Origin of the sequence: Lactiplantibacillus sp. 30.2.29, from assembly GCF_018991255.1 — a bacterium.
GTDB lineage: Bacteria > Bacillota > Bacilli > Lactobacillales > Lactobacillaceae > Lactiplantibacillus > Lactiplantibacillus pentosus.
This window is the reverse complement of sequence record NZ_JAGYGU010000014.1, coordinates 21,221-36,457: the sequence shown is the minus strand read 5'-3', so window position 1 is coordinate 36,457 and position 15,237 is coordinate 21,221. Positions and strand designations below refer to the sequence as shown.

The 15,237-nt window shown below is 47.1% G+C and carries 12 protein-coding genes and 1 riboswitch; of the genes, 9 read left to right on the top strand and 3 right to left on the bottom strand.

Annotated features, from left to right (window positions below):
- Window positions 1-66 precede the first annotated feature (66 nt).
- From KGF65_RS09215 to KGF65_RS09195, 5 genes are all read left to right on the top strand, one after another.
- On the top strand, window positions 67-390 hold the full coding sequence (locus KGF65_RS09215) for a hypothetical protein (RefSeq protein ID WP_003639940.1): 324 nt from the start codon (window positions 67-69) through the stop codon (window positions 388-390).
- A gap of 1,067 nt (window positions 391-1,457) precedes the next feature.
- The gene (locus KGF65_RS09210) at window positions 1,458-1,844 is read left to right on the top strand and encodes a DUF488 domain-containing protein (RefSeq protein ID WP_050338312.1); all 387 of its coding nucleotides are present in this window, start codon (window positions 1,458-1,460) and stop codon (window positions 1,842-1,844) included.
- A 195-nt stretch (window positions 1,845-2,039) separates the two neighbouring features.
- Window positions 2,040-2,444: a Spx/MgsR family RNA polymerase-binding regulatory protein gene (locus tag KGF65_RS09205; RefSeq protein WP_003639938.1), complete on the top strand. Its 405-nt coding sequence runs from the start codon at window positions 2,040-2,042 to the stop codon at window positions 2,442-2,444.
- A gap of 155 nt (window positions 2,445-2,599) precedes the next feature.
- Window positions 2,600-3,028, top strand: a complete 429-nt coding sequence (locus KGF65_RS09200; protein WP_050338313.1) for a MarR family winged helix-turn-helix transcriptional regulator — start codon at window positions 2,600-2,602, stop codon at window positions 3,026-3,028.
- Window positions 3,025-3,885 (top strand): SDR family oxidoreductase, encoded by an 861-nt coding sequence (locus tag KGF65_RS09195; protein ID WP_101874163.1) that lies wholly within the window; start codon window positions 3,025-3,027, stop codon window positions 3,883-3,885. Before KGF65_RS09200 ends, KGF65_RS09195 begins: the two co-directional genes overlap by 4 nt.
- Before the next feature lie 246 nt (window positions 3,886-4,131).
- Here the strand turns inward: KGF65_RS09195 and KGF65_RS09190 are convergent, their stop codons facing one another.
- A complete protein-coding gene (locus KGF65_RS09190) occupies window positions 4,132-4,632 on the bottom strand; it encodes a phosphatidylglycerophosphatase A (RefSeq protein ID WP_216748091.1) in 501 nt (166 codons plus the stop codon).
- A gap of 189 nt (window positions 4,633-4,821) precedes the next feature.
- Here KGF65_RS09190 and KGF65_RS09185 point away from each other — a divergent pair, with 189 nt between their 5' ends.
- The 3 genes from KGF65_RS09185 to nhaC all read left to right on the top strand — a co-directional run bounded on the left by KGF65_RS09185 (window position 4,822) and on the right by nhaC (window position 9,297).
- Window positions 4,822-5,724: an alpha/beta hydrolase gene (locus tag KGF65_RS09185; protein ID WP_101874162.1), complete on the top strand. Its 903-nt coding sequence runs from the start codon at window positions 4,822-4,824 to the stop codon at window positions 5,722-5,724.
- Between the two features lie 312 nt (window positions 5,725-6,036).
- Window positions 6,037-7,419, top strand: a complete 1,383-nt coding sequence (locus KGF65_RS09180) for an amino acid permease (RefSeq protein WP_216748092.1) — start codon at window positions 6,037-6,039, stop codon at window positions 7,417-7,419.
- Between the two features lie 453 nt (window positions 7,420-7,872).
- Complete coding sequence (gene nhaC, locus KGF65_RS09175) at window positions 7,873-9,297, top strand: Na+/H+ antiporter NhaC (RefSeq protein ID WP_216748093.1); 1,425 nt, start codon at window positions 7,873-7,875, stop codon at window positions 9,295-9,297.
- A gap of 849 nt (window positions 9,298-10,146) precedes the next feature.
- Here nhaC and KGF65_RS09170 read toward each other — a convergent pair.
- Window positions 10,147-11,247: an SIS domain-containing protein gene (locus KGF65_RS09170; protein WP_216748100.1), complete on the bottom strand. Its 1,101-nt coding sequence runs from the start codon at window positions 11,245-11,247 to the stop codon at window positions 10,147-10,149.
- A 342-nt stretch (window positions 11,248-11,589) separates the two neighbouring features.
- A riboswitch (purine riboswitch) is annotated at window positions 11,590-11,688 on the top strand.
- Window positions 11,689-11,762: 74 nt separating this feature from the next.
- On the opposite strand from KGF65_RS09170, the gene ade reads away from it, so the two are divergent.
- Entirely contained in the window at window positions 11,763-13,466 is a 1,704-nt protein-coding gene (gene ade, locus KGF65_RS09165; RefSeq protein ID WP_105923783.1) for an adenine deaminase, read from the top strand.
- Between the two features lie 269 nt (window positions 13,467-13,735).
- Here ade and KGF65_RS09160 read toward each other — a convergent pair whose 3' ends face one another.
- Window positions 13,736-14,980 (bottom strand): DUF6271 family protein, encoded by a 1,245-nt coding sequence (locus KGF65_RS09160; protein ID WP_101874158.1) that lies wholly within the window; start codon window positions 14,978-14,980, stop codon window positions 13,736-13,738.
- Window positions 14,981-15,237 lie beyond the last annotated feature (257 nt).

The following is a 15,237-nucleotide window of genomic DNA, read 5'->3' as shown; positions in this document are numbered from 1 at the left end:
AGCCCTCAGATATGCTATGGTTGTGGTAGAATATAGCCAAATTAATATTGTGACGGAGGGTCGCGCATGCTGAATGTATTCGATATTGTTAAGCTAACCAAGATAGACCATAAAGAAGTTGACAGTAACCAAGTCGTTGTCACGGACGGCAATGGCAAGCCCAATGCGATTTTAACCGAACTACTCAATGATGTGGTGGGGAACATGCGGATTTTTATTGATATGGAAAATATCTACTCTGTCGATGACCTCATGCAGGCATTGGCCGCACACACGCCACTACCACAAGATGTTTTGGAAGAATATGAGAAAGTCCTTCGTGAACCGATTTATAACATTAATTTTGTTCCCAAACGGGGGCAGGTTGAAGTTGTCGTTGGTGAAGGCTAGAGCCACAGCTGAAACACCACAAAGTTGCGCTAAGAATTCATGGTAATTCTTAGCGCTATTTTTTTGCGTGATTTTATAGGTTCAAGTGCTGCCAGCTTAAGCCCGCTGGGAACAGTGCGAGTTAGTGTAAACTTGCAGTGGAAGGCGCGTCTTATACCGGCTTCTAGGTATTTCTGACAACGCTGGAACGTGGTGGACACAGATTTAAGCCGACAGCCCACGTCTTAAATACTGGTCTTTCACTAACCAAGCAAAAAACGCTTGCTAAGTGAAATTTCACCACTTAGCATTGTCAGAAACACCTTCCAGCCTGGATGGTATTCGAAAGGCGGACATGTGCTGACTCAACTTTTCGGTAAATTAGTCGTTGATTCCTTGGTACAGGGTCATTTTGACATTTGATTGCCAGACCAGTTCCTGATAGTAGCTAAACGGCCACACTCATGTTTTAACCTTTCTAATCAGCGGCTTCACAGAACTTGCCAGAACTTTTTCTGATCGTTTGAGATAGCAAAGTCTCGAATTATAAATGAAGTCGATAATATTCAAGCAATCTTATCAGTACTTAAATGCCATAAAGCATCATCGATTCCAATTGAAAGTTCGCATGAAGGTCCTGTTTCTTAACATTCAGTGGTCAATTGCACCAGGATAGGTGGTCGTTCATCTGCCATTCGGGCGGCTTCCCGACTGTAGGGGCTGGCTGACAATGCTCAAGGGCGAAATTCTTCTTGTCCGGGTGGGTTTCCCGGACTAGAAGAAGACTCGTATTTGAAATTGCGCAGTGTTTTTCTGCGTGAGTTCAAATCGATGTCCGCCCTGTTCCAGCGTTGTCAGCCGGCCCCGGAAGTCGGAATAAGGCGCGCATCGGCTGACGAACAGAAATCCACCAACTGGTACATTTTAATCATGATTCATGACAAGCTAACTAGCACAATACATACATGTCTACGCTGGTAAGTGTTGGATTTTTGGGTGGTTAATTAACGAACGAACTGCGTTATAATGAAGGCGGATAAACGCTTAGATTAGTGTGGTTGATGAGACTTATAAAGGAGCGGATGAAGATGCAATTGAAGTTAGAACGAATCTATACGAAGCCCGTGGATACGGATGGTTATCGGCTGCTGGTCGACCGGCTATGGCCACGTGGTATCTCGAAGGTCAACGCGCAACTAGATGATTGGGTCAAAGAAATCGGACCGTCAACGGAATTGCGGAAGTGGTTTAATCATGATCCAGAAAAGTATCCTGAATTTGTCAAAAAGTATCAAGCAGAGCTGGACGCCAACCCAATTACGCCCGACTTTATTCGGCAAGTGGCTGAACAATTGGCGAAACAACCAGTGATTTTATTGTTCGGTGCTAAGGACGAGACTCACAACCAAGCAGTGGTCCTCCAAGAATACCTACTTGCTAGTGGTAAGCTACCGGCAACGACGACCAAAAATTAAAATATTGGTATGGGTAAACTTAATATAAGTTTTATAATAAACTGCGGACATCAAATTATTTTAATTATTTCTTGAAAACGCTAGCAATTAGCTGTGAATTTTGCTATGATTATGTTGTTAATTAATGACGTCAACTATTACAGTGCACAATAATGGGGGCTGCATTGTTAGGCAAGCAAGATTGGGGATAATATTATGATTAACTTATGTGTGTTACCAAGTACCGCAAGTTGTCGCAAGGCCCACCGCTGGCTACTAGAGCATCGAATCCCGTTTCATGAACGGAATATGAACGCGCAGCCGTTAACGGAAGCTGAAATCAAGCACTTGCTACAGTATACGTATAATGGCATTGATGATCTCATTAGTACTAAATCTAATGCATACCATCAACTCAGTAAGACGACGCCGATCGAGGACATGTCGTTGAGTGAGGCGGTCCGCGTGCTGAGCCAAACGCCGCAACTGTTACGGCGACCTATTATTTTTGACGATCACCGTTTGTTATGCGGTTTTAACCAGGATGAGATTCGCATGTTTATTCCACGCGATCAACGCGTATTGAAGATGCAAGCAATGGCACAACACCAGATGGCATAAGAGTAGCCGTCGTTTTGGGGAAGTTCATAAATTTAATAAGCGCTTATCTGTCATAAAAAACTGATGTGAACAGGTAAGCGCTTATGTTTTGCATAAATTTGACAAGTGCTAGCCATTTAGTTAGTATACTAACTAAATGGAGGTACGGCTGACGAATGAATAATACGGGATATTTGATCATGCAATTAGCGAAGCAGATGCGGTATCAGTTGAATCAGCGTTTGCTCGCACAAGGGTTGACGGTTCAGCAGTGGGCAGTCATGCAACAAATCGACTTGTGGCAACAACGAACGGAGACTGCGCCAACGGCTAACCAGCTTTGCCAGCAGCTCGACATGGATAAGCCGACGATGTCTGGCATCGTGCGGCGGTTGACGGCTAAGCAATTTATTGAACAGCATCCTAATCCAGACGATCAGCGAGCGAAGTTATTACAACTGACGTCTGAGGGGACGGTCGCGTTACACGCAGGTCAGCAGGTGAGTGACGAGGTGTTAGCGCTAAGTTTGCAGGCATTAACAGCAAGCGAACAACAAACGCTACAACAGTTGTTACGTAAATTAGAGGGGGAGACGTTCAAATGAAAATTCTAGTGATTGGTGGTACCGGCAACATTGGCTTGCCGCTGATTCAATATTTGAATCAACAAGCAGGGGTCACGGTCGTCGCAGGTGCTCATAATGTGGCCAAGGATCAACGGCAATTAGCTGACTATCCGGATGTCGAGCTGCGACCATTTGATTTTTTGAATGCGGAGACGTTTCGGCCTGCTTTACAAGATGTCGAGAAGGTCTTCTTTGTTCGACCACCACAGTTAGCTAAGCCGAAAGAAGACATGTTGCCATTTTTAACCTGTTTAAAGGACCAGCATATTAAGCAGGTCGTGTTCGTCTCATTGATGGGCGTCGAACACAATCCGATGACACCCCACCATCAGATTGAAAAAATGATTGTCGAGCTGGGACTGCCATACACGTTCATTCGGCCCAGCTTTTTCATGCAAAACCTGAACACGACGCATCGTGAAGACATTCAGCAGAATCACGACTTGTTTATTCCAGCCGGTCGTGCTAAGACTAGCTTCATCGATACGCGTGATATTGGCGAGATTGCCGGCGTCGTCTTGCTTAATGACCAGTATCTACAACAAAAATTGACGGTCACCGGTCCCGCGGCACTGACTTATCAAGAAATCGCCGCGCAAATGACCACGATTTTTGGCCATCCCGTGACTTATAGCCGCCCCAGCTTACTGAAATTCCGGCGGGTAATGTTGAGACGTGGCCTGAAGAAGGATTACGTCAACGTCATGGTCATGCTCTACCTCATTACACAACTCGGTAACGCCAAAGCAGTCACCACCACCGCTGCCGAGGTTCTCGGGCGCCAACCCCACGACATCACCACCTATCTTCGAGACTATATTGACGAATTAAGTTAGGCCAGCATCATTACTTTTGGCAGCTGTGTGATATGCCATGTCGTATTTGAAGCGCGCTGATGATTGGCCTGATACTCGTCTGCATGTGCTCATCTTGCTCCGACTTCAGGGTCTCAGCTGGCCATTTTTTGACCCAAACGCCTTGAACAATTTCAATCATGGCTAAATCTAACTCAAAAGCCCTGCCACAAGTCATTCATGATTTGTAACGGGGCTTTAATTAGGGCGTAAAATGTCGAATAAGCGTTAAGCGTATTTGTGGGCGATTTTGGCAGCGGCTGCGGCGGCAATTGAACCGACTAAATCGTCGATGAAGGTGTTGACGACCCCAGATTTGTCCGTGTCGAGCTTTTTGATTACGCCTTCTTTGACTTTATCAACGTAACCATAATTGGTCACGCCAATTGTGCCGTAGATGTTGGCCATGTTGAGTGCCAAGCCTTCGTCAACGCCGAAGACGCCGGCGTCACTGACGATGATTGATTGTAGTGGCTCGTTGAGTTGTCCCTCTGTAGCGAGGCGGTCAAGTTCGAGCGCGACCATCGCGTTGTTGAGCAATTCCCGTTTATGCAAAACCTCGTGGATTTCTTGTTCACATTCGGCCACCGTCAAGTCTGGGACGTATTTGGATTGTAACCGATACGTGATCTTGGCGATTTCTAGTGGCGTGATGTCCTTGGCATCTAAGGCGTGGATGACAAATTCATACGCCGCCTTATCCGGATATTTAAATGTTGGTTTTTCCATGATTTCCTCCAGTCAATGATAAGCGATTAATTAGGTTAATCAGCTAACCTACTTCCTCCATTATAACGAGCTTGGGGCTGAAAGAATATGAATAAGTACGATAGTTGATCCGTTTGGAAACGATTGTTTGTCATTTGCGTTCAAACGCGTAAAATAAACATGTTAAACATAATGAAGGGTACGATAAATTTGGTGAAGCAAATGCGAACGGGGACGCGGTTGCTGTTACTGACGTTTGTGATCGTGGCGGCCGTCGTCTTGCTAGGTGCGCGCAACAGTGACACGAAGATCACGAAGGTAACGAGTCAATTGACGTCGCGTTCTGTCCGGGGAATCAAGCAACAATATCAACAATCGAAGACGGCGACGATTTTTCTGCATGGCTATAATGGCGGTGCGTATTCAACGAATTATTTAATTCATAAAGCTGAACAGACTGGTGCAGCCCAAAAAGCGCTTGTCGTGCACGTTTACAAGAACGGTGTGATGGCGTTCAAAGGGTACTGGCAGCGGTCGATCAAGAATCCGATGGTCCAAGTCGTTTTCCAAGATAATCACGCCTCACAAAAGGCACAAATCTATTGGCTACACCAGGTTCTGGTCCAGTTGAAAGCCAAGTATGGGGTTACGGGGTATAATGCGGTCGGTCATTCGTTAGGTGCCAATGACATTATTAACCAGGCGTTGAAGTATGGACATGATAAACGCCTGCCAACGTTACATAAAGTGGTGACGATCGCCGGACCGTTCGATGGCCTGACGGGTTTTCTGAATACGCAAACGGAGGCGCAGGCACGCCAACTGGCAATTAAGCCAACGCGGTTTACCAAACACTTTGCGACGATGCTGAAATATCGCAAAAATTTTCCACAGCACGTCAAACTCTTGAACGTGTACGGTGATACGAATACTGGCTATAACAACGATGGCTTTGTGGGTGTCGCGTCGGCACGGGCTGTTCGCTACCTGTTACGTGGCAAACTTACGCAATATCGCGAAGCCTTTTACAGTGGTGCGGATGCCGCCCACTGTGCACTCAATCAGAATCCGAGTGTGGCTCAACGCATGATTCGGTTTTTGTGGTCGGCGTAATATCACTTAAGCAATAGCCTGTCGATAAGGCGCTCTGATTAGAAGATTATTCTAATTAGGGCGTCTTTTTGGGTGATTTGATGATTCAAAAGTGGGGAGGAGAGAAAACTAGTGATTAGGCGCTGAATAACAACGATGATAGCGCTTTTCGAATGATGACGAACTTAATAAAATTAAGTTAATCTGCCATTATCCCGTCGAATTCGCGTCGGAGTCCTTAAAAATCCAAACTAAGTCAAAGTGAGGCCCGTGCTATAATGACGGAACATTAAGATTTAACAACAAAGCCATTAGAATTTGTGGAGGGATCTTATGAAAACAACTAATGCGGATGGAACGGTGCGGGCGCTTAGTAACCGGCACATTCAGATGATTGCTATTGGTGGCACGATTGGGACAGGATTATTTCTAGGATCAGGGAGTACCATTTCGAAGACGGGTCCGTCAGTCATGTGGGTGTACTTAGTATTAGGCTTTTTCTTCTTTTTGATGATGCGTGCGATTGGAGAGATGTTTTATGCAGACCCTTCACAACATACATTTGTCGCGTTTATCTCACGCTATTTGGGGCCGAGCGTCGGTCATTTTACGGGGTGGACTTACTGGATTGGCCTAATTTTCGTTTGTATGGCTGAGTTGACGGCGACCGCGACCTACGTCAAGTTTTGGTTGCCCAACGTTCCGGCGTGGCTGATTGAAATCAGCTTTTTACTTATTCTGGCAGCTGTCAATTTGACCGCGGCACGGCTATTCGGGGAAGCGGAGTTCTGGTTTGCGATGATTAAAATCGTTGCCATTGTGGCGTTGATCGTCACTGGGATCTTCATGATGGTCGGCCATCACCCAACGCCATTAGGTCAGGCCTCGATTGGCAATTTATTTCATAATTATCAGCTGTTCCCACACGGTATGGCTAATTTCATTTCAGCTTTTCCGATGGTCTTCTTCGCCTTTCAAGGGATTGAATTTGTCAGCATTACGATTGGTGAAGCCAAGAATCCGCATCGCGTGATTAAAAAAGCGGTCAATGAAACGTTATTGCGAATCTTATTATTTTACATCGGTGCATTGATCGTCATCATGGGAATCATCCCATGGACTTCTTTATCCCCAGACAGTAGTCCATTTGTCCAAGTCTTCAAGTCAGCTGGTTATCCTGCTGCGGCGGCCATTATTAATTTTGTTGTGTTGACTTCGGCGGCCTCATCGTTAAATAGTTGTCTATTTTCAGCCGGGCGTCATTTCTACCAGCTTGCCACTGAAATGCCAGCGACTAGCCGGATGCGGCAGTGGTTCGGGACGATTTCAAAAAGTGGTGTACCAGCCGCAGCCATCGTTTTATCCGCCGTATTGGTCTTAGTCACGCCGGTGATGAGTTTGAGTGCGGCGACCACGGCCGTCTTTACGATCGTTACTGGGATTTCTAGTGACATGTACCTGATCGTCTACACGTTAGCGATGGTCGCGCATCGGAAGTACCGACTATCTAATGATTACCTGGAAGATGGCTTCAAAATGCCGGCGTACCGGATTACCAGCCCACTGACGATTGCCTTTTTCGTCCTGATTTTTGCAAGTCTATTCTTCATTCAGGCCGACATTATCGGGGCAGTCGGGGCGATCGTTTGGACGTTGCTATTCGGAACGGTCACGACGGTCCATCAAGCACGCTTACGGGCAGTCGCTCGGGAGTGATAGGTGATAAAAGTGGGCCATTCAGATTAAAAATAAATTAAAAGATTGCTTGACGGTTAAAATGAATGGTGGTATTGTTAACCGTAAGTTAATAACAGTACGTTAAACGTTACATTAAGTAGCCATAGTTGTGGGTGTCAGGAAGCCGGTGGATGCTGCGAACCGGTCAACAGCTATGTTTGAAATACGGTAACCGAGTTTCGAACGAACGGATAATAACTAGAACCGTTATCTTCTAGTGAGTGGTGGATTAAGTGTTTGTAATCCGCAACCTGGGTGGTACCGCGACTAGTCTAATCGTCCCTGTTGTTCTATTGAACAATGGGGACGATTTTTTTAATGAAGAGGATGAGGATAATGACTAATCAACGCTGCGGTGGGATTGCACGATATTGAAATTTTGATGACTAACATCGCTTGTCACTGAAATTGCAATCAAAGGAGTCTTGAATTATGAATAAAACGACAGAACCACAAATTAGCACCTTAGAAGCTGTGATTGTCTTATTAGTTGTCCTCGGCATTATGAGCGCCGGAGTGATTGGCTGGGGACTTTCACCCCAAGTCCCAGTCCTATTGGCGATGGGCGTCGTCACGGCCTGGGCAATGTTGCGGGGCTTTCCTTGGTCAGCCGTGAATGCCGGCATCAAGGAAGGTATAGATAAAGGAATCGTGCCAATTTTTATCTTTATTTTGATTGGTGTCATGATTTCCACCTGGATCGCAGCGGGAACGATTCCAACGTTGATGGTGATTGGGTTCAAGATTATTAATATTCAATGGTTCCTGCCATCAGTGTTCATCGTTTGTACCCTAGTCGGCGCGGCGGTCGGCAGTGCGTTTACGGTTACTTCGACGGTCGGCATCGCCTTCTTCGGGATGGGCGTGACCATGAATTTGAACCCGGCTTTAGTTGCCGGGGCCATCATTAGTGGCGGTATCTTCGGCGATAAGCTCTCACCGTTATCAGAAACGAATAACCTGGCTTCAGCCGTGGTCGATACCGACTTGTTCACACACATCAAGCATCTTTTATGGAGTACGTTACCCGCAGGCTTGATTTCATTAGGGTTGTTTGCCATGTTAGGCCATAGCAATACCGGAACGAGTTTGGCCAAAATCAATCAAACGGTCGCCGTGTTAAACGGCCATTTCAGTATTTCAGCCTTAGCTCTATTACCAATCGTCTTAGTGTTTGTCTGCGCAGGCTTCAAAATGCCAGCCATTCCAACCATGCTACTGAACATTTTCGTCTCAGCGGGACTCATTTTATTTGAACAACCTGGCATGTCGATGAAGAAGTTGACGGCCATTATCAACACCGGCTTCGTTTCTAAAACGGGGAATACGAGTGTCGACACCTTACTTTCACGGGGCGGTATTGTCAGCATGATGAGCATGGTGGCGCTGATTGTCGTCACACTGTCACTAGGTGGTCTGCTGGTCAAATTTGGCCTGATCAATCAGATTATGACACCCGTTGCTAAACACTTGAATAGCGATGGCAAACTCGTTTTGGCAGGCGTGTTGACTTGCATCGGGGTCAACGTCTTCGTTGGCGAACAATTTCTCTCCATTATCTTGCCAGGACGGGCCTTCCGTAAAGCCTTCAATGACGGTGGATTATCAGGAAACGCGCTCGGCCGAGTACTTGAAGATGGCGGTACGGTCATCAACTACTTAGTACCTTGGGGTGTCGGCGGTGTCTTCTTAACGACGACTCTCGGCGTACCAACGGTTCAGTACCTACCATTCGTATTCTTCAGCTTACTGTGCCCAGTCATTTCAGTCATCAGTGGGTTCACCGGCATTGGCATGGCACACTTGAAACAACGCTCAGCAGTCAAAGCCGAGCATGCAACGACCGCACAGGCCTAAGAGCTGAATGCTTCCAATATGCATTAGGTGAGTTGTCAGGAATCATGGTTAAAACGTGCCAATTCTTAAGTTCAAGAGCTGCCAGCTTAAGCCCGCTGGGAACAGTGCGAGTTAGCGTAAACTTGCAGTGGAAGGCGCGTCTTATACCGGCTTCCAGGCATTTCTGACAATGCTGGAACGTGGTGGACGCAGATTTAAGCCGACAAACCACGTCTTAAATACTGGTCTTCCACTAACCAAGCACAAAACGCTTGCTAAGTGGAATTTCACCACTGAGCATTGTCAGAAATACCTTCCAGCCGGGATGGTATTCGAAAGGCGGACATGTGCGGACTCAACTTTAGAACGACTAGTCATTGATTCATAATAAGCAGTACGTCTGTAATCTAACTGTCAGATTTGTTTTGGTTGACATTGCTTCATGACTCATTTGTCCATTGTTGGGCTCGTCTTTATAGGAGTGGCCAAATTGCTAGCTCTGCCAAGTTGAGTTTTCGAGTTAGACTGAATATGAACCATCACCTCAATGCCTAGGAATTGCTGATCCTGACTCACAGTTTGCCTGAAGGACCAGGTATCTATAGGTCGGTGGCCAATTGTACCAGAATAGGTGGCCGTTCATCCGCCATTCGAACGGCTTCCCGACTGGAGGGGTTGGCTGACAATGCTCAAGGGCGAAATTCTTCTTGTCCGCCCTGTTCCAGCGTTGTCAGCCGGCCCCGGAAGTCGGACTAGGGCGCACATCGGCTGACGAACAGTAGACCAACTAAGTTACACTATTTCAACCAAAAAACCAGCATCGAAATCAATCGATGCTGGTTTTTTGACGTAGACTTGATTAAACTGAGTCTACTGTAAATTAATCGCTTTTTGAAAGTCTTGATACATTAAGTGATTCAAGTTGATGCCGCGTGATTTGGCGATGAACCAAGCGAGTACTTGGAATGGAATGATGGCCATCAGCGGTGCTTTATAAGGGTCGGTGACGGGGTCGAGCAGGAGCGTTTGGTCATCGTTGACCGCGGGCTGTTCGCCGGTCAGGCTGATGGTGTAAATGTGCGGCGTCAACCGAGATTTGTACGTTTTAACCGCTTGCAATTGTTCCATGACGGCTGGGTCAGTATTGATTTCAATATAGAATTGGCAATGGTCTTCATGGACGCCCATAAAACCGCCGTGGGTAAATGAGGCGAGTGAGTAGCCGTGGGCGGGAACGCGCAGGATTTCAGTAAACTTGGCTTGCATTTCAGCTAACGTACCCGCGAGGACGTTGGCGCCAATTGCGGTGAATTGGGGCGCGTTCGTAAAGTCAATCGTGAATTTGCGGTAGAAGTCGTTGGCACGCTGGACGGTTTGATTCATGTTTTCAATGAGAAAGCTGAATTCGTCGAGCTCTTGATTGACTGCTAGTTCGGTCAGTCGTTCTTGGAGTGCGGCGCTTCGAACCGTGAGTAACATTAAGGTCAAGACGATGGCTTGGAAGCTCAACGTGATATACGGCACACTCTCCTTGCCCGTTATTAAATCACAAGTCGCGTCGGCGATGTCAGTGAGTGCTGATTCTTTCTGATCGGTAATGATGATCGTATGAGCGTGGCTGGCTGCCCGGGCCTTGTTGATGGCCTCCAGCATGGTTGGGTCATTTTCAGTCAGTGAGACACCAATTACCACGTCAACACTGGGGTCGGCTTCCTCATAAGTCACGTAGAGGTCTGCCGCCGCAAGCGTGACTTGTAGTCCTGCGACTTTTTGCATGTAAAGTCGGGCGGTATTGGCCGCATTCAAACGTGACCCGGTTGCCAAAATCAACCAGTGTTGCGGGTGCTTGGGTGCGTGCGCTAATGCCGCGGTAATCTGCTTCGGATAACTCGCCAATAGTCGTTCCAATACGGGTTGTTCGCGACGAATGTAGGATAACATCGTCGGATTGTTCATCATCATCAAAGTTATCAGCTCCTCAAAAGTAGTGATGGCCGTTAAGTCAGTTTTATTGTAAACGTAAATGAACCAATAGTCAGCAAGAAATGTCATAAAAACTGGCGAATTTGTCGGCTAAACTGGTTGGGACGATGACAGCTGTGGTCGTTGGACTCGCGAATCGTGGCTAGGCTATTTGGAGCCACTGAGCATGGCATTGCTTTATCAATGGACCCGGTCAACAGGTCACCTAATTTTTGAAGAGTTGTTCTGAGCAACTGCCGGAACGTAATGGTTATACTAGTTTTCACAGATTACTCGGACTGAAATTAGGGCTTGCATGCACGTGGAAAGGCTGGTAAAGTAAAGGACAATTTATTAAAACAACAAATTGCCTATATAATGCCATGATATGGATGGCGAGTTTCTACCCAGTACCGTAAATACTGGACTATAAGCGAATTGAGTCGACGGGTCCACACTGCTTAATTTGCCGTGTGGGCCCGTTTGCTTTCTCCGTAGACGGGCGAGTAAGGAGAAGGAATACGATGACAAAGACTGTTGAGATGGTAATTACAGGTGCGCAGGTCTTAAACGTTGAGACGCGCGAATTTGAAGCGACGAGCTTGTGGATTGACCACGGCCGCATTATTAGTAATTTGCAAGACGAACCTTATGAAGCTTTAGAACACGTGGATGCGCGGGGCAAATGGATCGTGCCAGGAATGATTGACGCTCACGTGCATATGGAGAGCGCGATGGTCGCGCCGAGTGAGTTAGGCAAAGTCCTGCTACAACACGGGGTAACGACGATTGTGACGGATCCGCATGAACTCGCAAACGTGGCTGGAACTGCTGGTATCGAATATTTGATTGCGGATGCTCGCCAGACGCCCTTAGACGTGTGCTTCATGTTGCCGTCATCCGTGCCATGCGTTCCTTTTGATGATAATGGGGCGACCTTACACGCAGCTGATTTACGGCCGCTATATCAAGAGCCAGAAGTCCGCGGTTTGGCCGAAGTCATGGATTACGGTGCGGTGGCCCGCGGTGGTGAAGATACAATGGCCAAAATCCATGATGCGTACGCGCGGGGCTACCATGCAGATGGGCACGCGGCTGGTCTGGATGCCCATCAACTGAATGTGATGCGCAACGCCGGACTGGATACCGACCACGAATGTATGACCGTTGAAGAGGCCCGCGACCGCGTCAAAGCTGGCATGACCGTCTTTTTGCGTGAAGGGACCGTCGAACGCGATGTATTAGCGACGATTGGTGCGGTCACGGAAGCAAACGCTGGCCGTTTTGCATTCTGTACGGATGACAAGACCATCAGTGATTTGATGACGGAAGGGTCGATCGACTACAACGTGCGTTTGGCGATTCAAAGTGGGATGCGACCAGCACTGGCGTACACGCTGGCCAGCTATAACGGCACTGTTGCTCACCGCTTAACGGACCGCGGCCGGTTGTCAGCGGGACAGCTTGCTGACCTAGTCGTATTAGACGATGTGACTGCTGTAAAAGTGGCTAAGACGATGAAGAATGGCCAGTGGGTCACTGAAACGACGGCGACCCAACCGTTAACCTTTACGGCGACCCACGTTCAGCAGCACGCCCAACTCGCTGATTTTAAATTGCCATTAACAACTGGCGCCGCAAATGTGATTGGCGTTCAGCCGAACCATATCGAAACGGACCATTTGACGATGACGGTCGCACCTACTGAGAACTTTGAAGCGGATATTGATCAGGATATCTTAAAGATGGTAGTTGTCGAACGCCATCATAACACTGGCAAAGTCGGCGTTGGTTTGGTGCACGGCTTCGGTCTGAAACACGGCGCGATTGCTGGTACTGTGGCACATGATGCGCATAATATCGTTGCTGTCGGGACCTCGGATGAAGCTATCATGCGTGTCATCACCCAGATTACGCAGGATAACGGCGGCATCGCAGTCGGTGATGAGCACCAAGTTTTAGCCACGATGCCCTTAGCAATCGGCGGCCTACTATCCACGAGCGCTTATCAAGTCGCGGCGGCTCAACTGGATGGTCTCAAGCAAGCGTACGAAGTCATCAGTGAGCAACCCCTCAGCTTTGATCCGTTCATCACGCTTTCGTTTTTGACACTACCCGTGATTCCAACGCTGAAGCTGACGGCGCGCGGCCTGTTTGATTACGATTCATTCGATTTTATTCCGGTCGCGACGGCCGCAACCACTGAATCGCTCGCAACTTCGCGATAAAGGCTGTGCCGTCAGATAACGATATCTGGATGGGCCAGTGGATAATGAACGATAGATGATAACTGAAAAGCTGAGTAGCGGGAATCAAAATTGGTTCGCGTTGCTCAGCTTTTTGAGTTAAAAAAGGCGTATCGGCAGGTTCCGATACGCCATGAAACTATCTAGACAAGAAACGCTCAAGACGATCACGTTAGGTTCCACAATGGGGCCGCTTAGAACAGAATCATCGGCTAGGCTTGCGGAAAAACCGTGCGTCAGTTGTGTACTCGTTATCGTGAGTTATCTGCTGAGATTGAAAATGGCGCGAGTTCAAGTGCTTGCGTGTTTTTCAGGATAGCGGGCCAATTTTGAATCAAATCGATAAAGTGATGGACGTCAGTAATGGTTTTCTCAAGATAAGCGTCGGGTTGCTGTGCGACATTGGTTGCGATGGCTTGATAGTGCGGTAAGTCAATCGAAGCATAGACCGCGACAAATCTTTGAATCGTCGTTTTTAATTTGGCTAACAATTCGGCTGAATCGACTGTCGATAAATAGGCCGCTGCGACCTGTTGGGCCATGTCATTAAAATCGTCTGAAAGGGAGACGTCAGCGAGGGCGTTATTCGTCACGGTAGTCATTAATCTGGACAGTAGCTTTGAATGACCATAAGTCAGGTGATCGATTTGGTCATAGCGATTTTCGTTATATTGATGAACAACGCGGTCATTATGGTAGACCATCCGCCAGCCTGATTTCCCGACTAAAGTGTGGTAAAGATAGTCGGTACCCGAAGTGACGTTGGCCGGGGAGACTGGAATCTTCAAGAAGACCTCTTTTAAAGCAAAATTACCAGCATCGATGTAGTTTGATTTTTGTTCTGAGAAGGCTAAGTTACCTGGGAAGGTCTCGGTCGAACCCTGGACGTACTTATTATTAATATAATCGTCTAATTGGCTTGGACTATAGGTAGGCTTTGATAGTGAGAATAATTTTCGCAGTGTTGGTAGGTCGTCCGCAACATCTGAATAATCGATGCCCCAGGCGCCCAAATAACTACTACCAACTAGCAAGAACTGGTCATTTTCGTTAAACGCGCGCATCTCCGCGATGAGGGGTGTTATCTGTGTATTGTTGGCTTGTAGATAAACGTCTGAATCTCGCCGATGAATATAGTGGGCCCCTAGCAGATGAGCAATGATCGAAATTTTATTGACCATTTTACCGTATGAAAACCCACTGCCGACGACTAACGCTGCCAATTTGGGGTCTAAGACTTGATTCAATAGCGCATCAAAGGCCGATACTGGAATATGCAGGCAGGTAATCTTCAGTGCTTTAAATGAAGCTTTCAGTTGGGCATGGTTACGGTCGAAAGTTGCTTGCGTGCTTGAATCTAGCAGGACGAATATCAGTTGCTCTGGTAGTAAGACGTGCTCGTCGATTGCGACTGCAATATCATTGGCCAAACTTTTGATACTCTTACTAGCGTCCCGATTGGTGGGAATTGCATATAGGTGCTTCTCACTTGTCATTAACTTATCTCCCTTGAAATTTCGAATTGAACGCGTCGAAATGGTTTAGATTACGTACTGAAAATTGAGTGAAACGAGTTGATAAACGATTTATCGTTAAAAAAAGATAATTATTCTAATCTTTATCTCATAATAACGGTTTGATCCAGCATTTTCAATCTTTGATCGGTATTAATCATACCGATGCGTTGGGCTAGTGATCGTATTTAAGATGATTGAAACGAGTTGTTTTCTAAGCTTAAAAGCAGCCAGCCCCG

What these genes read in the sequence shown, in the direction of transcription:
- KGF65_RS09160 (WP_101874158.1), bottom strand. Translation starts at nt 14,980, where the DNA reads ATGACAAGTGAGAAGCACCTATATGCAATTCCCACCAATCGGGACGCT.
- KGF65_RS09215 (WP_003639940.1), top strand. Translation starts at nt 67, where the DNA reads ATGCTGAATGTATTCGATATTGTTAAGCTAACCAAGATAGACCATAAA.
- KGF65_RS09190 (WP_216748091.1), bottom strand. Translation starts at nt 4,632, where the DNA reads ATGGAAAAACCAACATTTAAATATCCGGATAAGGCGGCGTATGAATTT.
- KGF65_RS09210 (WP_050338312.1), top strand. Translation starts at nt 1,458, where the DNA reads ATGCAATTGAAGTTAGAACGAATCTATACGAAGCCCGTGGATACGGAT.
- KGF65_RS09205 (WP_003639938.1), top strand. Translation starts at nt 2,040, where the DNA reads ATGATTAACTTATGTGTGTTACCAAGTACCGCAAGTTGTCGCAAGGCC.
- KGF65_RS09195 (WP_101874163.1), top strand. Translation starts at nt 3,025, where the DNA reads ATGAAAATTCTAGTGATTGGTGGTACCGGCAACATTGGCTTGCCGCTG.
- ade (WP_105923783.1), top strand. Translation starts at nt 11,763, where the DNA reads ATGACAAAGACTGTTGAGATGGTAATTACAGGTGCGCAGGTCTTAAAC.
- KGF65_RS09200 (WP_050338313.1), top strand. Translation starts at nt 2,600, where the DNA reads ATGAATAATACGGGATATTTGATCATGCAATTAGCGAAGCAGATGCGG.
- KGF65_RS09180 (WP_216748092.1), top strand. Translation starts at nt 6,037, where the DNA reads ATGAAAACAACTAATGCGGATGGAACGGTGCGGGCGCTTAGTAACCGG.
- nhaC (WP_216748093.1), top strand. Translation starts at nt 7,873, where the DNA reads ATGAATAAAACGACAGAACCACAAATTAGCACCTTAGAAGCTGTGATT.